This window comes from Sphingomonas immobilis (genome assembly GCF_030580995.1).
Classification (GTDB): Bacteria; Pseudomonadota; Alphaproteobacteria; order Sphingomonadales; family Sphingomonadaceae; genus Sphingomonas; species Sphingomonas immobilis.
Genome location: NZ_JAUQSZ010000004.1, coordinates 1 through 25,709, shown reverse-complemented (window position 1 = coordinate 25,709; position 25,709 = coordinate 1). Strand labels below are relative to the sequence as shown.

The 25,709-nt window shown below is 67.6% G+C and carries 25 protein-coding genes; 14 read left to right on the top strand and 11 right to left on the bottom strand.

Features of this window, described 5'->3' with window-relative positions; translation table 11 throughout:
* Positions 1–70 precede the first annotated feature (70 nt).
* Both Q5H94_RS07070 and Q5H94_RS07065 read right to left on the bottom strand, forming a co-directional pair.
* Complete coding sequence (locus tag Q5H94_RS07070; RefSeq protein WP_304560550.1) at positions 71–1,282, bottom strand: acyl-CoA dehydrogenase family protein; 1,212 nt, start codon at positions 1,280–1,282, stop codon at positions 71–73.
* Positions 1,282–2,397 (bottom strand): acyl-CoA dehydrogenase family protein, encoded by a 1,116-nt coding sequence (locus tag Q5H94_RS07065; protein ID WP_304560549.1) that lies wholly within the window; start codon positions 2,395–2,397, stop codon positions 1,282–1,284. Before Q5H94_RS07065 ends, Q5H94_RS07070 begins: the two co-directional genes overlap by 1 nt.
* Before the next feature lie 260 nt (positions 2,398–2,657).
* Here Q5H94_RS07065 and Q5H94_RS07060 point away from each other — a divergent pair, with 260 nt between their 5' ends.
* The 5 genes from Q5H94_RS07060 (at position 2,658) to Q5H94_RS07040 (ending at position 9,358) form a co-directional block, all read left to right on the top strand.
* Positions 2,658–5,075, top strand: coding sequence for a TonB-dependent receptor (locus Q5H94_RS07060; RefSeq protein WP_304560548.1), 2,418 nt, complete (start codon positions 2,658–2,660; stop codon positions 5,073–5,075).
* A 144-nt stretch (positions 5,076–5,219) separates the two neighbouring features.
* Positions 5,220–6,389, top strand: coding sequence for a thiolase family protein (locus tag Q5H94_RS07055; RefSeq protein ID WP_304560547.1), 1,170 nt, complete (start codon positions 5,220–5,222; stop codon positions 6,387–6,389).
* On the top strand, positions 6,389–7,786 hold the full coding sequence (locus tag Q5H94_RS07050) for an MFS transporter (protein WP_304560546.1): 1,398 nt from the start codon (positions 6,389–6,391) through the stop codon (positions 7,784–7,786). The genes Q5H94_RS07055 and Q5H94_RS07050 overlap by 1 nt, the downstream gene beginning before the upstream one ends.
* Before the next feature lie 10 nt (positions 7,787–7,796).
* Positions 7,797–8,432 carry a glutathione S-transferase family protein gene (locus tag Q5H94_RS07045; RefSeq protein WP_304560545.1) on the top strand — a complete coding sequence of 212 codons (636 nt, stop codon included), beginning with the start codon at positions 7,797–7,799 and terminating at the stop codon, positions 8,430–8,432.
* A gap of 47 nt (positions 8,433–8,479) precedes the next feature.
* Positions 8,480–9,358 (top strand): SDR family NAD(P)-dependent oxidoreductase, encoded by an 879-nt coding sequence (locus tag Q5H94_RS07040; RefSeq protein ID WP_304560544.1) that lies wholly within the window; start codon positions 8,480–8,482, stop codon positions 9,356–9,358.
* Positions 9,359–9,367: 9 nt separating this feature from the next.
* Here the strand turns inward: Q5H94_RS07040 and Q5H94_RS07035 are convergent, their stop codons facing one another.
* Genes Q5H94_RS07035 through Q5H94_RS07020 form a run of 4 tightly spaced genes read right to left on the bottom strand, consistent with a single transcriptional unit; the run spans position 9,368 to position 12,833 of the window.
* Positions 9,368–9,832: a PaaI family thioesterase gene (locus Q5H94_RS07035; RefSeq protein WP_304560543.1), complete on the bottom strand. Its 465-nt coding sequence runs from the start codon at positions 9,830–9,832 to the stop codon at positions 9,368–9,370.
* Positions 9,833–9,834: 2 nt separating this feature from the next.
* Positions 9,835–10,617, bottom strand: coding sequence for an SDR family NAD(P)-dependent oxidoreductase (locus Q5H94_RS07030; RefSeq protein WP_304560542.1), 783 nt, complete (start codon positions 10,615–10,617; stop codon positions 9,835–9,837).
* 29 nt (positions 10,618–10,646) lie between these two features.
* Positions 10,647–11,810: an acetyl-CoA C-acetyltransferase gene (locus tag Q5H94_RS07025; RefSeq protein WP_304560541.1), complete on the bottom strand. Its 1,164-nt coding sequence runs from the start codon at positions 11,808–11,810 to the stop codon at positions 10,647–10,649.
* Between the two features lie 42 nt (positions 11,811–11,852).
* A complete protein-coding gene (locus Q5H94_RS07020; protein WP_304560540.1) occupies positions 11,853–12,833 on the bottom strand; it encodes an NAD(P)H-dependent flavin oxidoreductase in 981 nt (326 codons plus the stop codon).
* A 57-nt stretch (positions 12,834–12,890) separates the two neighbouring features.
* Between Q5H94_RS07020 and Q5H94_RS07015 the strand changes: the two genes are divergently transcribed.
* Genes Q5H94_RS07015 through Q5H94_RS07000 form a run of 4 tightly spaced genes read left to right on the top strand, consistent with a single transcriptional unit; the run spans position 12,891 to position 16,127 of the window.
* Positions 12,891–13,919, top strand: coding sequence for an NAD(P)H-dependent flavin oxidoreductase (locus tag Q5H94_RS07015; protein WP_304560539.1), 1,029 nt, complete (start codon positions 12,891–12,893; stop codon positions 13,917–13,919).
* A complete protein-coding gene (locus tag Q5H94_RS07010; protein ID WP_304560538.1) occupies positions 13,916–14,353 on the top strand; it encodes a nuclear transport factor 2 family protein in 438 nt (145 codons plus the stop codon). Before Q5H94_RS07015 ends, Q5H94_RS07010 begins: the two co-directional genes overlap by 4 nt.
* A gap of 17 nt (positions 14,354–14,370) precedes the next feature.
* On the top strand, positions 14,371–15,150 hold the full coding sequence (locus tag Q5H94_RS07005) for an enoyl-CoA hydratase-related protein (RefSeq protein WP_304560537.1): 780 nt from the start codon (positions 14,371–14,373) through the stop codon (positions 15,148–15,150).
* Positions 15,147–16,127: an NADPH:quinone oxidoreductase family protein gene (locus Q5H94_RS07000; protein ID WP_304560536.1), complete on the top strand. Its 981-nt coding sequence runs from the start codon at positions 15,147–15,149 to the stop codon at positions 16,125–16,127. The genes Q5H94_RS07005 and Q5H94_RS07000 overlap by 4 nt, the downstream gene beginning before the upstream one ends.
* A gap of 19 nt (positions 16,128–16,146) precedes the next feature.
* Here Q5H94_RS07000 and Q5H94_RS06995 read toward each other — a convergent pair whose 3' ends face one another.
* From Q5H94_RS06995 to Q5H94_RS06980, 4 genes are read right to left on the bottom strand one after another with little or no spacing between them, the layout of a single operon-like run.
* Positions 16,147–17,658, bottom strand: coding sequence for a class I adenylate-forming enzyme family protein (locus Q5H94_RS06995; protein ID WP_304560535.1), 1,512 nt, complete (start codon positions 17,656–17,658; stop codon positions 16,147–16,149).
* 22 nt (positions 17,659–17,680) lie between these two features.
* Entirely contained in the window at positions 17,681–18,727 is a 1,047-nt protein-coding gene (locus Q5H94_RS06990) for a DUF2889 domain-containing protein (protein ID WP_304560534.1), read from the bottom strand.
* The gene (locus tag Q5H94_RS06985) at positions 18,724–19,779 is read right to left on the bottom strand and encodes an acyl-CoA dehydrogenase family protein (protein WP_304560533.1); all 1,056 of its coding nucleotides are present in this window, start codon (positions 19,777–19,779) and stop codon (positions 18,724–18,726) included. The genes Q5H94_RS06990 and Q5H94_RS06985 overlap by 4 nt, the downstream gene beginning before the upstream one ends.
* A complete protein-coding gene (locus tag Q5H94_RS06980; RefSeq protein ID WP_304560532.1) occupies positions 19,776–20,972 on the bottom strand; it encodes an acyl-CoA dehydrogenase family protein in 1,197 nt (398 codons plus the stop codon). The genes Q5H94_RS06985 and Q5H94_RS06980 overlap by 4 nt, the downstream gene beginning before the upstream one ends.
* 122 nt (positions 20,973–21,094) lie before the next feature.
* Between Q5H94_RS06980 and Q5H94_RS06975 the strand changes: the two genes are divergently transcribed.
* The 3 genes from Q5H94_RS06975 (at position 21,095) to Q5H94_RS06965 (ending at position 23,635) form a co-directional block, all read left to right on the top strand.
* Positions 21,095–21,868 (top strand): thioesterase family protein, encoded by a 774-nt coding sequence (locus Q5H94_RS06975; protein ID WP_304560531.1) that lies wholly within the window; start codon positions 21,095–21,097, stop codon positions 21,866–21,868.
* Positions 21,869–21,926: 58 nt separating this feature from the next.
* Positions 21,927–22,487, top strand: a complete 561-nt coding sequence (locus Q5H94_RS06970; RefSeq protein ID WP_304560530.1) for a TetR/AcrR family transcriptional regulator — start codon at positions 21,927–21,929, stop codon at positions 22,485–22,487.
* Between the two features lie 68 nt (positions 22,488–22,555).
* Positions 22,556–23,635: an alpha/beta fold hydrolase gene (locus Q5H94_RS06965; protein ID WP_304560529.1), complete on the top strand. Its 1,080-nt coding sequence runs from the start codon at positions 22,556–22,558 to the stop codon at positions 23,633–23,635.
* Here the strand turns inward: Q5H94_RS06965 and Q5H94_RS06960 are convergent.
* Complete coding sequence (locus Q5H94_RS06960; protein WP_304560528.1) at positions 23,632–24,441, bottom strand: enoyl-CoA hydratase-related protein; 810 nt, start codon at positions 24,439–24,441, stop codon at positions 23,632–23,634. The genes Q5H94_RS06965 and Q5H94_RS06960 overlap by 4 nt on opposite strands.
* Positions 24,442–24,534: 93 nt before the next feature.
* On the opposite strand from Q5H94_RS06960, the gene Q5H94_RS06955 reads away from it, so the two are divergent.
* Complete coding sequence (locus tag Q5H94_RS06955; RefSeq protein WP_304560527.1) at positions 24,535–25,290, top strand: alpha/beta fold hydrolase; 756 nt, start codon at positions 24,535–24,537, stop codon at positions 25,288–25,290.
* Positions 25,287–25,697 carry a Zn-ribbon domain-containing OB-fold protein gene (locus tag Q5H94_RS06950; protein ID WP_304560526.1) on the top strand — a complete coding sequence of 137 codons (411 nt, stop codon included), beginning with the start codon at positions 25,287–25,289 and terminating at the stop codon, positions 25,695–25,697. Before Q5H94_RS06955 ends, Q5H94_RS06950 begins: the two co-directional genes overlap by 4 nt.
* Positions 25,698–25,709 lie beyond the last annotated feature (12 nt).

Here is a 25,709-nt window from a genome sequence, read left to right as displayed (position 1 = left end):
ATAACTAGGTTATCGACTATGACCCGCAAGCGCAAGCGCGGAACGGGGCCGTGCCCCGCGCCGAGCCTGCTCAGAGCTGATCGAAGGGCACGTTCTTGTCGGTGCGGATTTCGCCCGGCATTCCCAGGATACGCTCCGAAATCTGGTTGCGCAGCACCTCGTCCGCGCCCCCGGCCACGCGTAGCGCGGTCGACCAGATATAATCGTACTGGATGCGCTGCGTCTCGGTGTCGCCTTCTGGCGGGGCGAGGCCCGCCAGCCCGCGCAGTTCCATCGCGAGGCCGGACGTCTTCTGATAGCGATTCGTATAGGCGAGCTTGACGACCGAGGCGAGCGCACCCGGATTCTCGCCGCGCGAGACCATCGTGCGCAGCCGCGCCTGGAAATACCGCTCGGCCCGCTCTTCGGCATAAGCGGCGGCAAGGGAAACGCGCACGGCGCTGCTGTCGAGCGCCGTGCCGCCGTCACGCGGCGTGTCGGCAGCGTAAGCGATCAGCGCGCCGATGCCGCCATGTTTGCCCTCGCCGCCCTGATTGAGACGCTCCCCCATCAACACGGTCATCGCGCAGGCCCAGCCCTCGCCGACCGCGCCGATTCGATTGGCGTCGGGGATGCGCGCGTCGGTGAAGAAGGTTTCGTTGAAATCGCTCAGACCGGAAATCTGGCGAATCGGGCGCACGTCGATCCCCGGTGTCTTCATGTCGACCACGAAGAACGACAGGCCCTTGTGCTTCGGCACGGTGGGGTCGGTGCGCACGATCAGGATGCCCCAATCGGCATGATGCGCCCAGCTCGACCACACCTTCTGGCCGTTGACGACCCATTCATCGCCGTCCTTCACCGCCTTGGTGCGGATACCGGCGAGATCGGAACCTGCGGCCGGCTCCGAGAACAACTGGCACCAGGTGATTTCGCCCTTGAGCGTGCCGGCTGCGAATTTCTCGATCTGCTCGGGCGTGCCGTGCTTGTGGATGACGGGGAGCGCCATGCCGAGGCCGATGCCGATATAAGGGCCCTTGGGAAGGTGATATTCACCCTCCTCCTCGCCGAAGACCGTCGCCTCCATGATGGTGCCGCCGCGCCCGCCGAGCGATTTCGGCAGCAGGATCCCAGCATAGCCGCCCTCGGCGAGCCGCGCCTGCCACGCCCGGCCGCGTGCGACCTCTTCGGCATCGGACAGCGTTTCGCCGGCCTTGATGATGAAATCGGGCGCGTTCGCCGCCAGCCAGGAACGCGCTTCGGCGCGGAACGTGGCTTCTTCTGGAGTGTCATTAAAGTCCATTATGCTGCCTCCGCCTGCGTACCGGGGATGTTGGCGATCAGCCGGTTCGCCCAGGCCTCGCGCCCGCCGAGGCTGATCGCGAGCGTGCGTTCGCGCCGATAGAAAAAATGGCAATTGGCCTCGAACGTGTAGCCGATGCCGCCGTGGACCTGAATGTTCTCGCGCGCCGCATTCTCGAACGCGCCGATCGCGGAAAGCCGCGCAGCCGATGCCGCGAGCGGCAGTTCGTCGGCGGCGTTTTCGGCCGCCCAAGCGCCGTAATATGCGTTCGAGCGCGCCAGCTCGACCCCGACCAGGATGTCCGCGAGCTTGTGCTTGATCGCCTGATAACCGGCCAGCGCACGGCCGAAAATCTGTCGCTCCAGCGCGTAGTCGCGCGCCATCGTCAGGCACGCTTCGGCGCCTCCGACGGCCTCGAACGCCGCCTGTACGGCAGCCCGGTCGAACAGCCGCTCCAACGCCTGGCCAGCCGCCGCACCGTCGAGCAGTTCGGCCGACGCGCCGTCGAAGCGGATGGCGTAATGCGCACGGAGCTGATCGAAGCTGTCGAGCTTGGTGCGCGTCACGCCCGCCTGATCGAGTTCGACCAGAGCAAGCGCAGGCTTGCCGCCGCTGTTGACCAGCACGACCGCGACGCTCGCGATTCCGCCGTCAGCGACCGGCGTCTTCAGGCCGGTGATCTTGCCGCCCTCGAAAGTCGCCCGCAGCGCAGCGCCGGTCCAGCCGCCCGACCCTTCGGCATAGGCAAAGGTTGCGACGGTCTCTCCGCTGGCCAGCCGGGGCAACCACGCCGCCTTCTGGGCATCGCTGCCGGCAAGCTGTATCGCGTCCGCAGCCAGCACGATCGACGAGAAGAACGGCAACGCGACGTTGGCACGGCCCATCTCTTCGCTGATCACGCCGAGATCGAGCTCGGTCATCCCAAGACCGCCATGTTCCTCGGCGATGCTTGCGCCGAGAAACCCCATGCCGGCAATCTCACGCCACAAAGGCTCGTCCCACTCGGCGCCCGAATCGATGAGCGTGCGCAGCCGGTCCGGCGTGGAGCGTTCGCCCAGCAACCCGCGCGCCTGTTCGGCAAGCATTTTCTGTTCGTCGGAAAGATCAAAATTCATCCTGCGTCCTCACCGGCACTGATGGTTCGGTAGTTCACTAGGCTATACAACTCGGACGTGCAATCGGGGCCCTCTTCGCTTCTGTGGGCTGCAAAACGCCTTTGTGCGACGCAACATAGTTAGCTTGCTTGTGTTATAAAAAACACAGCTCGTCAGATTTCGAAATTGACGTTCCCTCAACTCTCGACTGTTCGTGTTCGCTAAGGCTATGGAGCGCCCCGACAAGCGTGCCGTCAGGGCGCGATACATAGGAGAAGACAATGGGATTTCGTTCCGCCAAAACCCGGTTGACGTTGGTATCGGTGGCCGCACTCGGCGCCTCGCTCGCAACTCCCGCTTTTGCGCAGACCGCGCCGGCGCCCGCTGAAGCGGCACCCGCCCCACAGGACAATGGCGGCCTCACCGACATCGTCGTCACAGCGCGCCGCGTCGCCGAGAATCAGCAGAACGTTCCCGTCGCCGTCACCGTGCAGACCGGCGACGCGCTGGCACAGCAGGCCGCCGTCCGCATCCCGGACATCGCGCGCCTCACGCCGGGCCTGACTTTGGCACCGGCTTCTTCGACCGGCACCGCGTCGTCGCTGACGATCCGCGGACAGGTGCAGACCGACGTTCTCGCCACACTCGATCCCTCGGTCGGCACTTATGTCGACGGTTTCTATTGGGCGCGCGCATACGGCATCAACGCCGATCTGCTCGACGTATCGAACGCGCAGGTGCTGCGCGGCCCGCAGGGCACGCTGTTCGGCCGCAACACGACCGGCGGCGCGCTGCTGCTGGAAACCAACAATCCGAACTACAACGGCATTTCGGGCTCGATCTCGGGCACCTACGGCCGCTTCAACGAACGTGGCGGCACCGCCATCCTCAATGTGCCGCTGATCGACGACAAGATCGCGATCCGTGGCGCTTTCACCATCAACCAGCGCGACGGCTTCTTCACCGACACCACCAACGGCGCCAAGCTCGGCGCGCGCGATAGCTGGACCGGCCGCGTCAAGCTGCTCATCAATCCTACCGACAACTTCTCGCTGCTGTTTTCCGGCGAGATTTTCCACAGCGACGCGCTGACGCGCCCCTATCAGTTGCAATATGTCGCGCCGACCTCGGTCGCGAACATCGAAGCCGCGCTGGAAGCCAATCCCGCCAACGCCGCGCTCCTGGCGACACCCGCCGGGCAGGGTCAGTTGATCGGCATCGGCAACGGCATTTTCACGCCGTACATCAATTCGATCGCCGGCACCGACCGCGCCGCCCTCAACGAGGATCCGCGCAGCTACGCCAATACCAACACCTACACGGTGACGGCGAACCTCGACACCTTCTTCGGGTCGGTCAAGTTCATCGGCGGCTATCGCAAGATCAACGCCTTCGCGAACATCGATCTTGAAGGATCGCCGGTCAACATCGTCCGCACGCTGGGGCGGCAGAACCTGGAATCCTATTCGGGCGAGCTGCAGTTCAACGGCAAGGCGTTCAACGATTTCGTCGACTTCTCCAGCGGCCTCTACGCCTTCCAGGAGACCGGCGTGGATCAGTCGACCTCGATCGCGCTGCCAGTGCTGTCGACCGTGTCGAGCGGTGGCACGCTTCCGCAGACGATCTATTTCGGTGACGTCACCAACCGCAGCATGGGCATGTACTTCCAGGGCACGTTCCACCTGACCGAGCAGCTCTCCTTCGTCGGTGGCGTCCGCTATTCGGTCGAAGACAAGAACCTGATTTCGTTCAACCGCAACGTCAACGCCAGCACGGGCGCGACGCTGAGCTGCCTGATCGTCGGATCCGATCCCACGACCTGCCGGATCGAGAAACATGCCGGTTTCGACGGCGTCTCGTACACGGCCGGTCTGAACTACCAGATCTCGCCGGAAGTCCTGGTCTATGCCAAGACCAGCAAGGGCTTCCGCTCGGGCGGCCAGAACCTGCGCGCATCGGGCACCGCCGGCGCCGCCTTCGTGCCGTTCCAGCCTGAAATCGCGCAGGAAGAAGAAGTCGGCATCAAGTCCGAATTCTTCAACCGCCGCGTGCGTTTCAACCTTGCCGCCTTCTACAACGAAGTCAGCAACATCCAGCGCACCGCGCTGGTAACGACGGCGGTGAACGGCGTTACGCAGACCGCCACGATCGTCGGCAATGCCGGCAAGGCGCGCTTCTACGGCGGCGAGGCGGAACTGACCGCCCGCCTGTTCACCGGCTTTACGATCGGCGGCACGGTCGCGCTCAGCGACGCGAAGTATCTGAGCTACAGCGACGCATCGGGCGACAAGCGCGACGAGGTCTTCCAGCAGGTGCCGAAGTGGACCTTCAGCGTTGCCGGCGACTATGAGACCACGACCGGCTTCGGCAAGGTCCGCGCGCATCTCGACTACGCCTGGCAGGACAAGACCGCGCTGTACAACTATCGCACCATCGCGACGCCGGGCACCGACGCCGCGACGACGGCGGCGATCGCCAAGGCGCTGACCCGCACCGCGGGCGGCGAGCTCAACGGTCGCCTCGGCGTGACGGTGATGGACGACCAGCTCGAACTCGCAGTGTTCGGCCGCAACATCCTCGACCGGCGCTACAACAACACCGGACTGCTGTTCGGCAGCCCGCTCAACGTGGTCTCGGCGCAGCGCAACGATCCGGCCACCTATGGTGTGACGGCAACGTTCAAGTTCGGCGGCAAGTAAGGCCGTTCGAACACGTTTCCCATCAAGGGCGGTCCGCGAGGACCGCCCTTTTTTTGTCCGTCCTCATCGCTAACCTGGTTAGTCTGCACTATCGTTCGCGAACTGACATGGCTACAGTTTCGCAAAACGAGAACGAGGAACGGGATGACAGGCGCAACGATTACCGGCATCGGCATGTCGAAACTCGGACGGAATCTGCACCGGCCGCCGATGGACCTGCTGCTCGACGCGACGCTCGAGGCGCTTGCCGATGCCGGGCTGACGCGCGACGACATCGACGGCATCACCACCTATCCGGGCCGGGTGAGCGGATCACCCGGCATGTCGCCGCTCGGCATCGGCGACCTGCGCAACGCGCTTGGGCTCAAGACGCGCTGGCATTGCGCGGCGCCAGAGGGGCCGGCTCAAGCGGCCGGCATCATGACGGCGGCAATGGCGGTCGCAACCGGGCAGGCGCGGCATGTCATCGCCTTTCGCGCACTGACCGAAAGTTCGTCGCAGACGCCCGAGCGGCGCGCCAGCCTGCCTACGGGTGGCGGCACGCGCGTCGGCGGATGGCCAAGCTGGCTGATGCCGGTCTACGCCATGTCGGCGGCAACCTGGGCTGGCTGGGCGGCAACGCGCTATTTCCATGAATTCGGCATGACGCGCGATCACCTCGGCACGATCGCGGTCAACCAGCGCGCCAACGCGCAGGGCAACCCGCGCGCGCTGATGCACGGCAAGCCGATGACGATCGAGGAGTATCACGCCGCGCGCATGATCACCTCGCCGCTCGGCCTGTTCGACTGCGATGTCCCGATCGACGGTGCGTGCGTCATCATCGTCTCCGCCGCCGACGCCGCGCGTGATTGCCGCAAGACGCCGCTGCGGATCGAGGCGATGGGCGCAGCCATGAACGAGAAGGAAACCTGGGACCAGCAGCCAGATCTCACCAAAATGGCCTCGCACGACGCCGCCGCCGATATGTGGAAACGCACCGACCTGAAGCCCAAGGACGTCGACGTGCTGCAGACCTATGACGGGTTCAGCATCTTCGTGCCGATGTGGATGGAGGCTTTCGGCTTCTGCAAACATGGCGAGGCCAAGGATTTCATCGCTGCCGGCCACAGCGCGATCGGCGGCAGCCTGCCCACCAACACAGGCGGCGGGCAATTGTCGGCGGGGCGCCTGCACGGCTTCGGCCATCTGCACGAAGCCTGCCTCCAGCTTTGGGGCGAAGGCGGCGACCGGCAGGTGCCGGGCGCGAAGGTCGCCGCGGTCGGCATGGGCGGCGGGCCGCTCGCTGGTGCGATGCTTGTGGCGCGGGATTGATGCGAACACGCAGCCTCGCCGCGATGATCATCGCTCTGTGGGTCGCGGAAATGACCCAGGCCTTCGGCACGGCGATGCTCTACGCGGGGCTGAAAGCGCTGATCGCGACCTTCAAGGATCCGGTGCTCGTCGGCTGGCTGGTAACGACCTACCTGCTTGTCGGCGCGGGCGCGGCGGCGGTGGCGGGGCGGCTCGGCGATCTGTTCGGGCGGCGGCGCGTGCTGCTCATCCTGCTGGCGCTCAGCGTCACGGGATCGATCATCAACGCCGTATCGACAAGTTTCGCCGTGCTGATCGCGGGGCGCGTGCTGGAGGGCCTTGCGGGCGCGATCCTGCCGCTGTGCGTCGGGCTCGTGCGCGAGAACGTCTCCAAGGAACGCGTGCCGATGGCGATCGGCCTGATGATCTCGGGCGCGTCGGCCGGCACCGCGGCCGGGCTGGTGATCGGCGGGATGCTCGTCGATCTCTATTCCTGGCACGCACTGTTCGTCGCCAGCGCGAGCTTCGCGGCGCTCGCCTTCGTGCTGATCCGACTGTGCCTGCCGCCGTCGCCGCTTCAACCGCGTACCGCGCCGCTCGATTGGCTGGGCGGGCTGCTGTTCGTGCCCGCTACGCTCGCGCTGCTGCTCGCGATCAGCAGCGGACCGAAATGGGGCATCGGCGATCCGCGCACGATCGCGACATTGATCGGCGGCGCGGCGCTGTTCGCCGTGTGGATTCGCCAGAGCCTGAAGGCGGTCGATCCGATGTTCGACGTGCGCCTGTTCCGCAACCGGCAGGTTCTGGTCGCCAACCTCGCGACCGCGCTCGTCTCGATGAGCACGTTGCAGATCACGCTCGTTTTCTCCGTGATGCTGCAGGCGCCGAAATGGACGATGGTCGGCCTCGGCGTCAGCGCGACGCTGGCCGGGCTCGTCAAGCTGCCGTCGAACATCAGCTCGCTGTTCGCGGGGCCGCTGTCGGGCTGGCTGACGCAGCGCGGCGGCGGGCGGATGGTGATGGTAGCGGGCGGCCTGCTGACCAGCGCGGGCTGGCTGCTGGCGATGGCGTTCCACGATTCGATCCTGATCATCGGGCTGATCCTGATCGTGATCTCGTTCGGGGCGACGATGCTGTTCGCGGTCGGCCCGACGATCCTGGTCGATGCCGTCCCGCACGACCGTACCAGCGAAGCGGCGGGGATGATGACGGTGGTGCGCCAGGCATCGCTCGGCATCGGCGCGCAGATCGTGACGCTGCTACTGGCGACCAGCACAGTCGTAGCACCCGAGGGCGGCGCGCGGTATCCGACGGTCGGCGCGTTCATGCTGACGATGGGCGTGATCGTCGCGATCAGCCTGGTGGCGACGGCGCTCGCGTTCGCGCTGCCGAAGGGCAAACCGGTCGCGGCGGTCTGAAAGGGATCTCATGCTCACGCTCCATCATCTCGGCATCTCGCAATCCGATCGTGTCGTGTGGCTCTGCGAGGAGCTGGGGATCGCCTACGATCTCGTCCGTTATGACCGCGATCCGCAGAGCCGGATGGCCCCGGCCGCCTACCGCGCGCTGCACCCGTTCGGCACCGCGCCGGTCATCTCCGACGGCGATCTTGTGCTCGGAGAGACGGGCGCGATCTTCGACTATATCATCGCCGTGTACGGCGGCGGGAGGTTGAAGCTCGAACCCGCCGCGCCGGGCTATGCCGACTTCTTGTTCTGGTATCATTTCGCCAACGGCTCGTTCATGCCCGCAATCATGGTCGACATGATCGTGTCGCGCGTCGCGCCCGACCCAAAGGCGGTAGCGGCGCTGACCGCGCGCTCGACGCGGGCGTGGGAGATGGTCGAGACGCGGCTGGGCGCGGCAGCCTGGTTCGCAGGCGATGCCTTCACCGCAGCCGACGTCATGATGGTGTTTCCGCTGACAACGATGCGCGCCTTCCTGCCGAAAGATCTGACGACGTTTCCCAACGTCCGCGCGTATCTGCAGCGCGTCGGCGCGCGCCCCGCATACCGCGCGGCGATGGAAAAAGCCGATCCCGGCGTGCCCCTCCGGCTCGACTGACGCTATCGCGGGCGCCTGCACGGCGCAGATGAACCGAGGAGTGGGTGATGGGCAGATTGGTCAACCGAACGGCGATCGTTACGGGCGCAAGCCGGGGCCTCGGCCGCGCGATCGCGCTCGGCATGGCGGCGGAGGGAGCGAGGGTCGCCGTCGTCGCGCGCACCGAGCAGGTATGGGACGATCGGCTGCCCGGCACGATCGGCGAGACGGTCGCCGCGATCGAGGCCGCCGGGGGCCGCGCGGTCGCGATCCGCGCCGACCTGATGGAGGCCGCCGACCGCATGCGGCTGATTGACGAAGCACGCGCCGCGCTCGGGCCCATCACCATCCTCGTCAACAACGCAGCCTTCACCGCGCCCGGCGGCCCGCCCCGCGCCGATGCGCCGGCCAGGGCAGCCGCGTCGAAGCCCGTCGCCACACCCGCCGCTAAGGCCGAATGGCCAAGTTTTATGAACACCCCGCTGCGCGCCTATCGCCGTCATTTCGAGATGGTGTTCGCCGCCTACGATCTGATGCAGATGGTCGTGCCCGACATGGAGGCTGCGGGATACGGCAGCATCATCAACGTCACCTCGGGCGCGTCGCGGATGCCCGGCGAAGGGCCTTACCCCGAACGCCGCTTCGGCTCGCTGGCCGGTTATGGCGGATCGAAGGCGGCGCTCGAACATCTCACGCTGTCGGCCGCCTATGAGGTCGGCGACCGCGCCATCGCGATCAACGCGCTTTCGCCGTCGCGCGCGTTCCACACACCCGGCGTCGCATATTATGCGCGAGAGTTTCAGGACTTCGCACCCGAAGCAGAGTTCGCGGAAGCCGCGATCCGGCTGGCGCTGGCCGATCCCGCGCGCGTCACCGGCCGCGTGCTCGGCCATGCCGACGTGCTCGACGAAAGCTACCGGTCCTATGTGTTCGTGCCGGGCACGTGAGCCGGCCGCTCAGCCGTCGGCGAGCTCGTTAATCAGCGGCGCGACTGGACCGATGCGGAACACACCGTTGCCGCGTGCGGTCGGCTCGCCGTTCACCGACAGCACGCCGTCGGCGAACACCATCCGTCCGGTGCGCTTCAGGATGCGGCCGCGCCCCTCCACCCAGTCACCGAGCTTCGCGGCGCCGAGATAATCGACCGTCATGTTGACGGTCAGCAGGAAATGATCGGCGAGATCGGGCACGGTGAAGCGCGCGGTCAGCGGCAACACCATGTCCATCGCCGTCGCGGTCCACCCGCCGTGGCAGATGCCCATCGGATTGCAGTGCCGCTCTCCGACGCGGAAGCCGAACACCGGCTCCGCCCCGGACCGGTCGACATAGACCGGCCCGTTGCGGCCGATAAAGCCATCGTCGGCGAACAGCAGCGGCGCGTAGCCCGAAGGCGCACGGTCCGCCGCGACGATGTCCCGCACGGTCAGCGCGGGGGCATCCGGATGGCGCCGTCGAGCCGCAGGTTCTGGCCGTTGAAATAGCTGTTGCGGACCAGCTCCAGCACCAGGCTGCCGAATTCGCTCGGCTTGCCGAGACGCTTCGGGAACGGCACCGACGCCGACAGCACTTCGAGCACCTTGGGCGGCACGCCGAGCATCGGCGGCGTCGCGAAGATGCCGGGCATGATCGAGTTGACGCGGATACCGAGGTCCATCAGGTCGCGCGCCATCGGCAGCGCGAGGCCGTTGACGCCCGCCTTGGCCGAGCCATAGGCGACCTGGCCGACCTGCGCATCCTGCGCCGCGGCCGATGCGGTCAGCGTGATGACGCCGCGCTCGCCGTCTTCCAGCGGCTCCAGCGTCGTCATGCCCATCGCCGACAGCGAGGCGAGGCGATAGCTGGCGACGAGGATGCCGAGGATCGAGAACTCGTAGTCGGCGGTCGAGAAGCGCTTGAACTCGCCGGTCTCGCGGTTCTTGCCGATCGTCTTGCCGCTGCGCGAAACCTGCGCGCAGTGGACGAGGATACGCTCCTGCCCGTGCGCCGCACGCGCCTTTTCGAAGCCGGCGACGACTTCCTCTTCGCTCAAGATGTTGACCTTGGCGAACACGCCGCCGATTTCCTTGGCGATCGCCTCGCCCTTCTCCTCGTTGAGGTCGAAGATCGTGACCTTGATGCCCGCGCCCGCCAGCGCGCGCGCGCTGGCTTCGCCGAGGCCCGAAGCGCCGCCGGTGACGACGGCGGCGGTGGTGTTGTTAATTTCCATGTCTCAGCTTCTCCCTGAAGTCGTTCTTGTCACAGCGATTCGATGATCGTGACGTTGGCGACGCCGCCGCCCTCGCACATCGTCTGCAGGCCGTATTTCTTGCCGCGCGCCTTGAGGCCGTAGACCAGCGTCGCCATCAGCTTGGTGCCCGATGCGCCGAGCGGGTGGCCGAGCGCGATCGCGCCGCCGTTGACGTTGAGGCGGGCGTGGTCCGCACCGATATGCTTGAGCCACGCCATCGGTACTGGTGCGAATGCTTCGTTGACCTCATAAAGATCGATGTCACTGATTTTCATGCCGGCGCGCTTCAGCGCCTTGTCGGTCGCGAACAGCGGCTCCTCGAGCATGACGACGGGATCGCCCGCGGTCACCGTCATGTTGACGATGCGGGCGAGCGGCGTGAGATTGTGCTCCTTCAGCGCACGCTCGGACACGACCATCACCGCGCTGGCGCCGTCGGTGATCTGGCTGGACGTGGCGGCGGTGATGACGCCGCCTTCGACCAGCAGCTTGACCTTGGCCATGCCCTCTTCCGAAGCATCCCAGCGGATGCCCTCGTCGACGACGTGCAGCTCGGTGGTGCCGTCGGGCAGCGTGATCTCGATCGGCAGGATCTCGTTGTCGAACGCGCCGGCCTTGGTCGCGGCCTGCGCGCGCAGGTGGCTTTCGAGACCGAAGGCGTCGAGATCCTCGCGGCTGAAGCCCCATTTCTTGGCGATCATTTCCGCGCCGCCGAACTGGCTGAAGCCGGTGATGCCGAAACGATCCTTGATCGCCTGCGAATTGGCATCGACCCCGGTGTCGCGCAGCGTCGCGGAGCCCATCGGCACGCGCGTCATGCTCTCGACGCCGGCAGCGATGATGATGTCCTGCGTGCCCGACATGACCGCCTGAGCGGCGAACTGGATCGCCTGCTGCGACGATCCGCACTGGCGGTCGATCGTCACCGCCGGAACGCTGACCGGCAGCGAGGAGGCGAGCACGGCGTTGCGGCCGACCTGCGTCGCCTGCTCGCCGGCCTGCGTGACGCAGCCCATGATCACGTCCTCGATCGCGTCGGGCGCGATGCCGGCGCGGGCGACGACCGAGTCGAGCACCTTGCCGCCGAGATCGGCAGGGTGCCAGCCGGCCAGACGGCCGTTGCGACGGCCCCCGGCGGTACGAACGGCGGCGACGATATAGGCTTCAGCCACGGCAATGCTCCTGGTCTGTAATGAGGTAACCGTTAGGTAGGATCAGGCGAGAAAGTTTGCCAGCCGCCCGCGAATGATCGCTTCGGCGTCGGCGACGATACGGTCGATCAGCACCTGGCAGGTCGGGATGTCGTGGATCAGGCCCTGCACCATGCTGGCCCAGAATACGCCCTTCGACAGGTCGCCGGTCTTGAGCAGCTCGCGGCCGGCGGTGCCCGCGACGAGTTCCTGCACGTCGGAGAATTTCGCGCCCGGCACGGCGAGGCGGCGCACCACTTCTTCCGAGACGGCATTCTTGCCGACGCGCGCGGTGTTCTTGAAGCTGCGGAAGATCAGGAAGGTGCCGCGCTCGTCATTGTCGATATAGGCCTGCTTGACGTTGGGATGGATCGGCGCCTCCACCGTCGCGCAGAAGCGCGTACCCATGTTGATGCCTTCCGCGCCCAGCGCCAGCGCCGCCGCCAGGCCGCGCCCGTCGCCGAAGCCGCCCGAGGCGAGCAGCGGGATCTTCACCTTGTCGGCCGCCGCCGGGATCAGGATCAGGCCGGGGATGTCGTCCTCGCCCGGATGGCCCGCACATTCGAAGCCGTCGATCGAGATGACGTCGCAGCCCGCCTTCTCCGCCGACAGCGCGTGGCGCACGGCGGTGCATTTGTGGAGGACGACGATGCCGTGCGGCTTCACCTGGTCCCAGATCTCGCGCACCGCCTGCGTACCGGCGGTTTCCAGCACCTTCACGCCGCTATCGATGATCGCCTGGGCGTACGCCTTGTAGTCCGGCGAGTTGATGGTCGGAAAAACCGTCATGTTCACGCCGAACGGCTTCGACGTCAGCGAGCGGCAACGCTCGATCTCTTCGCGCAACGCCTCGGGCGTCGGCTGGGTGAGGCCGGTGATGATGCCGAGGCCGCCCGCGTTCGAGACGGCCGAGGCCATGTCGGCAGTGCCGACGCCCTGCATCCCGCCCTGCACGATCGGATGTTCGATGCCCAGAAGTTCCGTGATCCGCGTCTTGATCGCCATGCCCGTTCCCGCTCGCTTTCGAAATGCCCTCGACGGGCCTGTTGCACCTAGTTACCTATGACCGGCGCTTCGCTAGCCACTTTGGCGGCGCTCGGCAACCGGGGAGGACGGGTGAGTATCGATTGGTCCCAATTGCGCCTGCCGGTGATGCAGGCGCCCATGTTGATTTGTTCGAGTCTCGAGCTCGTCATCGCCTCCTGCCGGGCGGGCATAATCGGCGCGTTCCCGAGCGGCAACCCGCGTGCGCCCGACAGTCTCGAATCCTGGCTCGCCGCGATTCGCGAGGCGGAAGCGGAAAGCCTGGGGCGCGGCGAACGCTTCGCACCGTTCTGCGTCAACCTGCTCGCCTCGACCGCGATCGACCAGCAGGTGCGCGCGGAACGCCTTGAAATCTGCAAGAAAGCGCGGGTGCCGCTGATCCTCACCAACCTCGGCGATCCCAGGGCGGAGGTCGAGGCGGCGCACGAATGGGGCGGCACCGTCTTCCACGACGTGACGACGATGCGCTTCGCCGAAAAGGCGATCGCGGCGGGTGTCGACGGGCTGATGCTGGTGTCGGGCGGCGCGGGCGGCCATGCCGGCACGCTCAATCCCTTCGCCTTCCTGCCGCAGGTACGCCGTATCTTCGACGGCACGATCATGCTGGCGGGCGGCATCGCCGACGGCAACGGTATCGCCGCCGCCCTCGCGCTCGGTGCGGACATCGTGGTGATGGGCACGCGCTTCATCGCGACGCGCGAATCGGGCACGTTCGATCCGCACAAGCAGATGCTGGTCGATGCCAAGAGCGAGGACGTGCTGTTCACCGACGCCATCGCCGGTATGCCGGCCAGTTTCCTGCGCCCTTCGATGATCGAGAACGGACTCGATCCCGACAATCTGCCGCCGCCCAAGGGGCTGCACCGTCCCGATCTGCCACCGGGCATCCGGGCGTGGAAGAACATCTGGAGCGGCGGCCATTCGACCGGCCTGATCGACGACGTGCCGAGCGTCGCCGAACTGGTCGAGCGGCTCGAGACGGAATTTCATGCCGCGCGCGACCCCGGCGACTGGCGCGCAGCACTGCTGAGGAGCCTGACGCGATGAGCGAGACAGTGGATCGCGAGGCGATCCGCCACCTGATGGCGGTGTACAACATCAACGGCGACCGCGGCCGCATCGACGCGCTCGCCGGTGCGTTCACCGAGGACGGCACGATCGAATTTTCGGGCCAGGCGACCAGCGGGCGTGCCGCCATCGCCGCGCGGCTCTCGGGCAAGGGCACGCGCAACCCGGCGCTGGAGCTGTCGCGCCATCACCTCACCACATCGCTGATCGAACTCGACGGCGACACCGCGACCGCGCGCAGCTATTTTCAGGTCGTGACGAATCAGGGCCTCGATCATCACGGCCATTATGCCGACCGGCTGGTGCGTACCGCCGAAGGCTGGCGGATCGCGCACCGTTCGGTGCGGATCGACTATCAATCGCCCGATACCCTGTTTGCACCGCTGCATGTGCGCGGCCGGACGCCGGCCTGACCGTCGAGGACACCCATATGGACTATATTACGGTCGCGAAGGCCGACCACGTGACCACGGTCACGCTCAACCGGCCGGAGGTGATGAACGCCATCAACGGCGGAATGCACAACGAGCTGCAGGTGGCGTTCGACGATTTCGCCGCCGATGACGATCAGTTCGTCTGCGTCGTCACAGGTGCCGGCGAGAAGGCGTTCTGCGCAGGATCCGACCTGAAGGCGGTCGCGGTGCGCGGCGAGCATCCCGTCTATCCCCGCAACGGCTATGCCGGCCTGATCGAGCGATTCGACTGCCCCAAGCCGATGATCGCCGCGGTCAACGGCCTTGCGCTCGGCGGCGGATTCGAGGTGGCGCTGGCCTGCGATCTCATCATCGCGGTGGAAAGCGCGAGTTTCGGTCTTCCCGAGCCGCTGGTCGGCGCGATCGCCTTCGGCGGCGGGCTGCACCGGCTGGCACGCGAGATCGGGCCGAAGCGGGCGATGGGCATGATCCTGACCGCACGCCGCGTCAGCGCGGCGGAGGGGCTGCGGCTCGGCTTCGTCAACGAAGTGGTGGCCGCTGGCGAGCTCGACGCCGCCGTCGCGCGCTGGGTCGCGGAGATCCTGCGCGCCGCGCCGCCTGCGTTGCGCGCATCGAAGGAGGTCGTCTATCGCGGGCTCGACGAACCGAGCCTGGAGGCCGCCCTGACGCATCAATCGAGCTATCCCGCCTATGTCGCATGGCGCGACAGCCAGGATGTGAAGGAGGGCCCACTCGCCTTCGCGGAGAAGCGCGAACCGAAGTGGACCGGCAAATGAGCCGCGCGGTTATCATCCACGCCTTCGGCGATCCCTCCACCTTCATGCTTGAGGACCGCGCCGTCGAAGCGCCCGGCCCCGGCAAGATCGCGATCCGCATCCACGCCGCCGGCATCAGCTTCGTCGACGTGCTGGTGGCGGCGGGCGAATATCAGCTCAAGCCGCCCCTGCCCTTCATCCCCGGCAGCGAATTCGCCGGGGTCATCACCGCCGTCGGCGAAGGCGTCGATCCGGCGCGCATCGGCGAGCGCGTGCTCGGCAGCGCGTTCGGCGCCGCCATCGCCGAAGATACGGTGATCCCCGCCAAGCTCGCCGCGCCGATCCCGGACGGGATGCGCTTCGAGGAAGCGGCGGTGTTCCGCGTGAGCTACGCGACCGCCTATCACGCGCTCGTCCAGCGCGGCACGCTCAAGGCCGGTGAGACGGTGCTGGTGCTCGGCGCGGGCGGCGCGGTCGGCTATGCCGCGATCGAGGTCGCCAAGGCGCTCGGCGCGGTCGTGATCGGTTCGGCCTCGACCGATGCCAAGCGCGCGCTGGCGATGCAGGCGGGTGCCGATGCGACGGTCGATTCGCGTTCCGAAAGCTGGCGCGACGATGTGAAGGCGGCGAACCATGGCAAGCCCGTCGATGTCGTGATCGATCCCGTCGGCGGCAGCGCGACCGAGCCCGCCTTCCGATCGCTGGCGTGGAACGGCCGCCTGCTCGTCATCGGGTTCGCGGGCGGGTCGATCGCCAAGCTGCCCGTCAACCTCGCCTTGCTGAAGGGCGCGTCGCTGATCGGCGTCGATGTCCGCCAGTTCGGCGAATATGAGCCCGAGCTGGCCGCCGCCAACGTCACCGCGCTGTTCGCGCTGTACGAGGCGGGGCATCTCCACCCCCCGGTCGCCAAGACTTATCCGCTCGACGATTTCGTGGCGGCGATGGTCGAGGCGCGCAGCGGCGAAACCGCCGGGCGGATCGTGTTGACGATGCGCTGATCCCGGCGGCGGCGCCCGTTCAGGCGGGTGTCGCTTCGTGCGCGAACAGTTTTGCCACCTCCGGCAAGGCGGGCTTCATCGACGGCGTGCGCGGCAGCGTATCGACGAACAGGAAGCGCACCGGGATCTGATATGCCGAAAGCGTGTCGCGCACGAACGCCTGCAATTCCTCGGCGCTGACGACGGTGCCGTTGCGCGGGATGATGGCGGCGGCAGGCACCTGACCCAGACGCGGATCGGGCAGCCCCACCACCGACGCCTCACGTACCGCCGGATGCGCCTCCAGCGCCTTGACGACGTCGTCGGGATGGACCTTGAAGCCGCCACGGATGATCGCATTGTCGGCGCGGCCGCGGATGAACAGGAAGCGATCCGCGTCGATCACCGCGCGATCGGTCGTGCGGTGCCAGCGATCGACGCCGCCGATCATCGCGGTCTTGAGTTCGAGCAATCCCTCGGCACCATCCGGCAGCACGTCCCCACTGTCGGGATCGACGATGCGCGCGCCGACATCGGCGTGGAGGCGGCCGGAGGAGTCCGACTTTTGTTCGAAATGCGCGCGGAAATCGGGCAGCGTCCAGCCCGCCACGCCGCCGACGAATTCGGTCGCACCGTAATTCTGCAGCACCGGCAGGTCGTAGCGCTGCAGGAATTCGCGCGCGATCTGCGGATCGAGCGGCGCGGTGCCGCACCGCAGCGCCGTCAGGCTCGCCAGATCCTCTGGTGGGATATCGGCGTCGAGCACCATGCGCAAAGCCGCGGGCACGACGGAGGCGACCTTGGGCCGATACTGGACGATCGCCTTGCGCCATGCCTCGACCGAGAAGCGTTCGAGCATGCAGACGCGCCGGCCGGCGAGCAGGGTCGAGAGGATCGCGAACAGGCCGCCGATATGCGCGATCGGATTGGTCAGCACCGCAACGGTATCGCGCAGCTTCGGCGCATCGCCGGGCGCGCGGCCGCGTTCGTAGACGGTCGCCCCGCTCAGCGCCATTTCGAAGGCGATGCGCGTGAGCGGGATGCGCTTGGGCGGGCCCGTCGTGCCGCTCGTCAGCATTTCGAGCGCGACACCCTCCTGCGCGACGCGCGCGCGGCCGCGCGCGCCGGGCGTGGCGAGCCGCGGTGCCGCGAGATCGCCGGTCAGCTCGATCAAGGCGGTGCCTGCGCCCCCGGCGCGGTCGCGAAACCCCGCAAGATCGAGATCGCCGCCCTCGCCGATGATCGCGGCGAGCTCCAGCGTGCCGACATCCTCGAGCAGGCGCGCCGCGGGCAGTGCGGGGTTGAGCACCACCATGCACCGGCCGGAGCCGATCACGCTCAGCATCGCCGTCACCTGTGCAGCGCGGTTGCGCAGCAGGATGCCGACGCGCGCGCCCGGCTCAGGCGCGACGTCGTCGAGGATCGCGCGGGTGGCGGCGATCGCGGCGGCGAAGTCGCCCCACGTCCGCCAGCGCTCGTCAGGCCCGATGAAGGTCGGCGCGGCGGGATCGATCGCCATCACCGCGTCGAGTTGTTGACCGATACTTGCCATATGTCCTCCCGGCTGCCGCGCGTTACGCCAGGCTGGCCGCCAGCATCGGCACCTCGGCGAGCGCCCGCATCGCGTCGTTGAGGTGCGTGCAACCGGCGGTCTTGCGGAGCGTCACCAGCACCGCGTAGCGCAATTCGGCGAGCGGCGTGCCGACCATGGCGGCAAGGTTGGTCGGCGCGGCGGGACATTCCGCATAGGGCAGAGTGCCCGGGATCGCCTGCGCCGATAGCAGCGTCGTCGCATCGGCATCGGCGGTCGCGAGCAGGCGGTATTCGTGGACGGCGATACGGTCGCCACCATCGGGCGCGCTGGCGCTGTCCTGAAAGGCCGAATCGATGTGGACCAGCCCGTCCTGGCGCCACACGTCGATGCGCCGGGCACGGCGGAAGTTGACGCCGCCACGGTCGATCAGCGGATGCCAGCCGTCCGGGTCGGCCGGGTTCACGAGCGGCGGCACGCGCGTCGCATTCTGTTCGGGTCGCGGGCTGCCCTCGAGTCCGAGCGCGGCGGAGCCGGGACGGAAGCCGATGCAGATGCCCTCCATATTGGCCATGTGCGCGGCGACCTCCTCGGGCGTGCGCGCCGACAGCCAGTCCTCGGTCCAGCGCGACCAGGCCCAACCCGCGACCAGCGTGGCACCGGCGAGATCGTCGAGCAGCAGGTACAGTGGCGTGCCGTTGGTGCGCTCGCCGGGCAGCGCCTCGTCGATCGCCGCGCGTAGATAGCCGCCGGCGCGAGCGCCGGACAATCTGTCGAGCCCGTCGCGCGGCGGCATACTGGCGACCGAGCGGATCACGCGGTGATCGGCGAGCACGTCGGCATGGTCCTGCGCCAGCACGACCGGCGCGCCGCCGTCCGCCGGGGTCAGGATGTCGCGCGCATCGGCGGCGAACACGCCGACGCCGTCGCGCCCCTCGGGCCAAGTCGCGTCGATCGACGACGTGCGCCGCACCGACCCCGGCCGCCGCAGCGGAGACACGCCCATCGGGTTGCTCGGCGCGCGCTCGAAGCGCGGCAGCGGCGCACCGGCGAGCGAAAGACCGCGTGCGGCGGGCTCTACTTCAATCACCAGCCGGCCAGATCGGCAGCGCGTGCGCGGTGAACCGCCGGGCTGCCGAGATAGGCGCGATCGAACAGCGCGCGGCGGAACCAGGTGTTGAGCCCATATTCCCAGGTATAGCCGATGCCGCCATGGGCCGCGACGGCGGCACGGCCGACCGAGACGAAGCGATCGGCGAGATGCGCCTTCGCGATCGCCGCAGCGCGCGCCGCATCGGGCAGATCGGCGTCATGCGCATAGCCGGCGTACCAGACCAAAGCGCGCGCCGGCTCGACCTCGAGCGCCATCTGCGCGAGCTGGTGCTTGAGCGCCTGGAAGCGGCCGATCGGCTGGCCGAACTGCTCGCGCTCCTTGGCGTAGGCGACCGACAGATCGACGCAATATTGCGCGCCGCCCAGCGCGTCGGCGGCGACCAGCACGAGCGCCGCGTCGAAGATCCTCGCGACGAAGGGATCGCCGGGCGCGAACAGTTCGTGCGCCTTTGCGCCCCCGAAAGTGACGGTCGACAGCCGCCGCGTGCGGTCGCTCGACTTCACCGGCTCGATCGAAACGCCCTCGCCCGCCTCGACCAGCGCGAGACCGCCGCCCTTGGTGCCGAGGATGAAGAGTTGCGCCGCACCCGCCGACTGCACGAAGCGGACGCTGCCCGCCTCGGGCGTCGCGTCCCAGCTCTCGGGCAACCAGTCGCCGCCGAACGCGAAGGTCGCGACCGCTTCACCGCTCGCCAGCGCGTCGAGATGCGCCTTGGCGGCATCGTTGGTCGAACGGGCGACGATCGCGGCCGCCAGCATCTGCGCGCCGAGCGGCCCGGCGGCGGCGGCCTGCCCGGCAACCTCCACGACCATCGCGGCATCGAGCAGCCCGAGGCCCGCGCCACCCTGATCCTCGGGCAGCAACAGCCCGCCCAGCCCGAGCGCCATCAGCGCCTGCCAGCTCTCGGGATCGAAATCGGCCTCGCCATCGACGAATTTCTCGACGCGCTCCTTGGGCCAGACATCGGCGAGCGTACCGCGCACCGCGTCCTGGATCGCGACCTGCTCTTCGCTGGGATGGAACTTCACTTGTCGGTCTCCATCGCCAGATCGCGCGGCAGGCCGAGGCCCCGCTCGGCGATGATGTTGCGCTGAATGTTGGTGGTGCCGCCCGCGATCGAATTGCCGAGCGAGCCCATGATCTGATCGAGCCACTTCTCCGGCCCGCGCCCGCGCGTGCCGGCCGAAGCGGGCTCGACCAGCGCATCGTCGCCGATCAGCTCCTGTGCGGCCAGCGCCATCTCATGCCCGGTCTCGGTCAGCAGCAGCTTCATCATCGACTGGATGATGCCCGCCTCCTCGCCCGCCGCCGCCAGGCTGAACAGCCGGTAGCTGGAGTAGCGGTGCGCCATCACATAACCCTCGATACGGGTCAGCGCCTGGCGGATTTCCGGGTCCTTGATCGCGGGCTGGCCGTTCCGCGTCACCTCGCCCGCCAGCTCGACCAGCTTGTCGAACTGTGCGCCGAGGCCGGTCGCGGAGCCGATCGCCGCGCGTTCGTGCTTCAGCGTCGTGCGCGACACGTTCCAGCCGTCGCCGCGCTCGCCGATCAGCCAGGAGGCGGGCGTCTTGGCGTTGTCGAAGAAGAATTCGTAGAAACCCGACTCGCCCGTCATCTGCCGGATCGGGCGGCGCGTGACGCCGGGCTGATCGAGGTCGATCAGCATGTAGGAGATGCCGGCGTGCTTGCTCGCCTGCGGCTCGGTGCGGATCAGCGCGAACATATGCGTGGCGCGGTCGCCCTGGCTGGTCCAGATCTTCTGGCCGTTGATGACCCATTCGTCGCCGACCAGCTCGCCCTTGGTGCGTACCGAGGCGAGGTCGGAACCGGTGCCGGGCTCCGAATAGCCCTGCCCCCATTGATATTCGCCCGACATGGTCTTGCGGATGAACAGATCCTTCTGCTCGGGCGTACCCTTTTCGAGCAGCGTCGGCACGAGCATGTTCATGCCGTTGCCGGTGATTTCCATCGGCGCGCGCGCGCGGCCGAATTCCTCACGGATCACCTGCGCACGCACGACGTCGGCGGGCTGTTCCGAACCGCCGAATTCCTTCGGGATGTTGCGATAGAGATAGCCCGCTTCGGTCGCGGTCAGCCGAAAGGCGTTGATATACGCCTTCAGCTCCGACCCGCGCAAAGCGCCCGGTTGCCAGTTGCCGCGCAGGAAATCGCGCACGTCGGTTCGAAAGCTCTCTGCCTCCGCGCCATAGCTAAGGTCCATCTTCGTCTCCATCGCGTGCGGTGCAGCGCTTCGATTAAGCCATGCACATCTTGGTCAACCTAGTCAAACAGCTCTAATGCCTGTTATCGCGGTTGCGACGCCTTCCTTTTCGGAGAGTTTGATTGACCGAAGACGCGACCGCTGCACAGGCCTTTTTCGAGCCCACCGCAACCGGATTCCTGCCGACGGGTGCGGCGGCGAGCCCGTGGGACGGCGCGCATCTCAGCGGCGTCGCGATCGGCGGCATCCTGGCCCACGCGATCGACGGCGTCAGCGGCGGCATGTCGGTCGCGCGGCTGACGATCGACATCCTCGGCACCGCGCCCCGCGCCGAGAGCTTTCTTACCGTGACGACGCGCCGCGACGGAGCCCGCATCCGCCTGGTAGAGGCGGAATTGTCGGCTGGCGGGCGTGTCTCGGCGCGCGGCACGGCGCTCCTGGTTCGCGCGATCGAGACGCCCGCAGTCGAATCGCCCCTTGCATACCCGCCACCCGAATCCTTCACCGATGCCGCCCAGACCAACCGTCCGGCGCTGCGCGGCGCGACTCAGCGCCGCATCGTGTACGGCGATTTGCGGGAGTCGGGGCCCGGCGCAATGTGGAGCCGGGTCGCGATCCCGCTGGTCGCCGGTACGCCGCTCTCGCCGCTGGTGCGCGCGGCGATGCTGGGCGACATGGGCAGCGCGATCGGCAGCGTGCTGCCGGTCCGCGACTATACCTTCCCCAACCTCGACATCGCGATTCACTTCAGCCGGATGCCGCGCGGCGACTGGCTGCTGATCGACGCGCTGACCGACACCGCGGGCAACGGCCTCGGCATCATCAGCAGCACCTTCTCGGATCGCGACGGCGTGTATGCACGCGGGCACCAGACGCTGTTCATATCGCCGCGCTGAGATTGCCCTTTCCGTCCCCGGCGGCGTATCTGCGCTGATGCAAGGCGGTCCGAAACCCGTGGAAGCGCGCGCGGCGTCCCCCGCCGATGCCACGCGCGCGCGCATCCTGCTGGCCGCGCAGCAGGCGTTCTCGTCACGCGGGTACGGCGATGTCGGCCTGCGCGCGATCGCGACGGCGGCGGGCTGCGACACGACGCTGATCCGCCGCTATTTCGGCCCGAAGCAGCGGCTGTTCGAGGAAGCGCTGTCGCGCGCGCTCGATGTCACCCCGCTGCTCGACAGCTCGCGCGAAAATTTCGGCGCGCGCGCCGTCGCCTTCTTCACCCAAGAAAACGACACCACGATCCAGCCGATCCAGATGCTGATCTTCGCGACCGCCGATCCGGTTTCGCGCGCCACGGCGCTGCGGCTGCTGGAACGTCACGTCATCGCACCGATCGCAGCGTGGCTGGGCGGCGGCGACGGGGCCGCGCGGGCGGCGCGCATCTCGATGCTGTGCAGCGGCTGGTTCCTCTACAGTCGCGTGCTGCCGCTGCCCGGCGATGCGGACGGCGAGCCCGGCGCGACCAACCGCTGGCTGGCGGCGCAACTCCAACTTGTCGTGGACGAAGCCCCCTGAAGTGCTTATGTCTACAGTTGTGGACACGACTCGCGGTAACCGATGCGAGCAGCTTTGGGAGAGTGCAGATGCAGGCGATCGACCTCCAGATCGACGTAACCGACGCGGCCGGTATCGGCGAGCCGGCGCACGTCGCCATCACGGTTACGCTCCCCGATCCGGCGGATCTGGCGACGCCGCCGGTCGTCTGCTTCGCCAAGCCCGGCGGCGGGTATTCGCGCGGCTATTTCACCGTCGATCTGCCGGGGCCGGCCCGCGGCGCGCAGGCGGACTGGCATGCGCAGCGCGGGTGGATCTTCGTCTCGGTCGATCATCTCGGTGTCGGCGAGTCGAGCATCCATGCCGCTGCCAAGCTCGACTATACCGCCACCGCCGCGGGCAGCATGGCGGCCGAGGCGGAGATCCTGCGCCGGCTTGCCGAGGGCACGCTCGCGCCCGGCTTTCCCGCCATCGCCGATCCGCTGAAGATCGGTATCGGCCAGTCGATGGGCGGCTGCATGACGATCATCCAGCAGGGCCGCTATCATTGCTACGACGGGATCGGCGTGCTCGGCTATTCGGCGATCCACACGCATCCGCCGGTGCGGCCCGGCACCCGGCCGATCGTCGCCCCCTGGCTGCCGCGCGACACGCTGCTGCGCGACACGCCGCCGGTGATCGTCAACCGGGCGGCGGTGCAGGCCTATGTCGCGGGGCTGCCCGCCGCCACCGCATCGGGCAGCGCCGAGCATCCGATGCTGTGGGGCTTCCACTATACCGACGATTACGATGACGCGATGAACGCGGCCGCGCTGATCGACCTCGCCCGCTTCTTCAACATCCACGCCCCGGAAAAGCAGGTCGGCGTCGAATGTCAGCCCTGGGGGTCGTTGACCACGCCGGGCGCGGTCGCTCAGAGCTCGCTGACGCCGGGCACCGTCGCGCCGGAAGCCGCCGCCGTCACCGTGCCCGTTCTTGTCGGCATGGGCGAGCGCGACACCACGGCGGACGTGATGGGCGAGCCCCGCGCCTACCGTTCGTCGAGCTCGATCGACATCTTCGTCTGCCCGCGCATGAGCCACATGCACAATTTTGCCGGAACGCGCGTGCTGTTCTGGGAACGGATCGAGAGTTTCGCAAACTGGGCCGGGCGGGTGAAGGCGGCTTAGCCGGCCGCGTCCTTGGCTTCCTTCAGCGCCTTGTAGATCTGCGCGGTCGCCGTCGTCGACAGCCCCATGTTGAGCGCCTCGTGATCGAGCGCCGCCTCGAAATTGCCGTCCTCGGCGAAGTTGAGGTTGGCCTTCATGTAGCGATAGCCCATGCGCGGCCCGTCGGCGAGCTTGTGCGCGGCCTTCAGCGTCTCGGTGCGCAGATCGGCATCGGCGAACAGCTTGGTGTAGATGCCCTTGGCGAAGGCGGTCTGCGCGTCGAGCTTCTCGCTCAGGAAGAACAGTTCGCGCGCCACGCCGGTGCCGAGGATCTTGGTCCAGAACCAGCTCGATCCGAAATCGCCGCCCGCGCCGATCCGGTCGAACGCGCTGAGGAAGGTGGCGGATTCGCCCGCGAAGCGCAGGTCGCACGCGCCGGCGATGCCGATGCCGGCACCCGCGACCGGCCCGTTGACCATCGCGATGACGGGCTTGGGCATTTCATGCAGCAGGCGCGACGTCTCCATGAAGCCGCGCAGCCGCGTGAAACCCTGTTCGACCCGCCCGCCCTTGCCGGGATCGACCGGTCCCGGCCGGCCACCACCGTCCTTAAGGTCGCCGCCCGCGCAGAAGCCGCGCCCCGCCCCGGTCACGACGACGCAGCCGACCGACGAATCGCGCGCCGCATCGGCGACGACATCGACCAGCGCGGTCATGATCCCGAATTCGAGCGCGTTGAGCCGGTCGGGCCGGTTGAGCGTGATGATCCGCACGCCACCCTCGTTTTCCACCAGCACCAGCGGACCGCTCTGCTCGCCGTCGCTCATTTCGGTTCTCCTGTAGCCGCCATTGACCGGGTATCCGGGCTGGTTCACTAGGTAATACAGCACAAAGTGCAAGCGTTGATGGAGCGGATGAGGATGAGGCCACCTGTCGCGATCGCGTTCCTGCACGGTGGAAAACAAGGCAGCTGGATCTGGGACGAGGTGCGCGCCGCGATCGCCCTGCAGGCCGGGCCGGACGCACCCGAAACCCTGACACTCGACGTCCCCGGCTGTGGGACGAAGCGCGGCCGGGATGTGGCGTCGCTCGCGCTTGGCGACGTGGTCGAGGAACTGGCGGACGATCTCGCCGCCAGCGGACGCCGGCTGATTTTGGTCGGGCACTCGCAAGCGGGCACCGTGTTGCCGCGCCTTGCCGCCGCGCGGCGCGATCAGGTCGCGAAGCTCGTCTATCTCACGTGCTCGGTTCCCGAAGAGGGGCAGACGCTTGCGGCGATGCTCGGCACCGGCCTGCAGGGGACGAACGACGCGGAGATCGGCTGGCCGCTCGACCCTGCGACTCACTCGCCCGATCAGCTCTTCGCGGAGATGTTCTGCAACGACATGGACGACGCGGAACGCGACGCATTCCTCGGTCGCCTCGGCGGCGACGACTGGCCCGCGGCCTGCGCCGTCACCGATACGCAATGGGGTTGCGCGGCGGTGCGGGATATCCCGGCACGCTACGTGATCGCCCTGCGCGACACCATTCTGACGCCGCCCTGGCAGGAACGCTTTGCCGCGCGCTTGAATGCGGCCTCGATCACGCGCGTCGATGCCGGCCACCAGCTGCTCCAGACGCGGCCGCAGGCGGTCGCCGAAATCCTCCTCGCCGAAGTGAAGGACACCTTATGACCGTGCCCCGCCCCTTGCCGGCAACCGACCGCGATACCGAAGCCTTCTGGAAAGGCGGTGGCGAGGGCAAGCTGCTGATCGAGCGCTGCAACGCCTGCCACTATCTGATTCATCCGCCGACCGGCTTCTGCCCGCAGTGCGAAAGCCGCGACACCGCGCCGCACGCGGTTTCCGGGCGCGGCGTCGTCACGAGTTGCACGGTCAACCACAAGCAATGGATGCCCGATCTGCCGGTGCCGTATGTGCTCGCGCTGGTGTCGCTGGAGGAGCAGGACGACGTACGGCTCGCCACCAATATCGTCGATTGCGATCCCGAAAGCGTGTTCATCGGCATGAAGGTGACGGTACGTTTCGAACAATCGCAGGATCTTTGGGTACCGCTGTTCGCACCGGAGACGGCGGCGTGAGCAAGGCCTATC

Bases quoted from the DNA above. Each gene is read 5' to 3' on its own strand.
- Q5H94_RS07015 (WP_304560539.1), top strand. From the start codon at position 12,891: ATGACCGGCGCTTCGCTAGCCACTTTGGCGGCGCTCGGCAACCGGGGA.
- Q5H94_RS07070 (WP_304560550.1), bottom strand. From the start codon at position 1,282: ATGGACTTTAATGACACTCCAGAAGAAGCCACGTTCCGCGCCGAAGCG.
- Q5H94_RS07065 (WP_304560549.1), bottom strand. From the start codon at position 2,397: ATGAATTTTGATCTTTCCGACGAACAGAAAATGCTTGCCGAACAGGCG.
- Q5H94_RS07030 (WP_304560542.1), bottom strand. From the start codon at position 10,617: ATGGAAATTAACAACACCACCGCCGCCGTCGTCACCGGCGGCGCTTCG.
- Q5H94_RS06950 (WP_304560526.1), top strand. From the start codon at position 25,287: ATGACCGTGCCCCGCCCCTTGCCGGCAACCGACCGCGATACCGAAGCC.
- Q5H94_RS07045 (WP_304560545.1), top strand. From the start codon at position 7,797: ATGCTCACGCTCCATCATCTCGGCATCTCGCAATCCGATCGTGTCGTG.
- Q5H94_RS06980 (WP_304560532.1), bottom strand. From the start codon at position 20,972: ATGGACCTTAGCTATGGCGCGGAGGCAGAGAGCTTTCGAACCGACGTG.
- Q5H94_RS06955 (WP_304560527.1), top strand. From the start codon at position 24,535: ATGAGGCCACCTGTCGCGATCGCGTTCCTGCACGGTGGAAAACAAGGC.
- Q5H94_RS07040 (WP_304560544.1), top strand. From the start codon at position 8,480: ATGGGCAGATTGGTCAACCGAACGGCGATCGTTACGGGCGCAAGCCGG.
- Q5H94_RS07050 (WP_304560546.1), top strand. From the start codon at position 6,389: ATGCGAACACGCAGCCTCGCCGCGATGATCATCGCTCTGTGGGTCGCG.
- Q5H94_RS06995 (WP_304560535.1), bottom strand. From the start codon at position 17,658: ATGGCAAGTATCGGTCAACAACTCGACGCGGTGATGGCGATCGATCCC.
- Q5H94_RS07010 (WP_304560538.1), top strand. From the start codon at position 13,916: ATGAGCGAGACAGTGGATCGCGAGGCGATCCGCCACCTGATGGCGGTG.
- Q5H94_RS07020 (WP_304560540.1), bottom strand. From the start codon at position 12,833: ATGGCGATCAAGACGCGGATCACGGAACTTCTGGGCATCGAACATCCG.
- Q5H94_RS07055 (WP_304560547.1), top strand. From the start codon at position 5,220: ATGACAGGCGCAACGATTACCGGCATCGGCATGTCGAAACTCGGACGG.
- Q5H94_RS06960 (WP_304560528.1), bottom strand. From the start codon at position 24,441: ATGAGCGACGGCGAGCAGAGCGGTCCGCTGGTGCTGGTGGAAAACGAG.
- Q5H94_RS07000 (WP_304560536.1), top strand. From the start codon at position 15,147: ATGAGCCGCGCGGTTATCATCCACGCCTTCGGCGATCCCTCCACCTTC.
- Q5H94_RS06965 (WP_304560529.1), top strand. From the start codon at position 22,556: ATGCAGGCGATCGACCTCCAGATCGACGTAACCGACGCGGCCGGTATC.
- Q5H94_RS07060 (WP_304560548.1), top strand. From the start codon at position 2,658: ATGGGATTTCGTTCCGCCAAAACCCGGTTGACGTTGGTATCGGTGGCC.
- Q5H94_RS07005 (WP_304560537.1), top strand. From the start codon at position 14,371: ATGGACTATATTACGGTCGCGAAGGCCGACCACGTGACCACGGTCACG.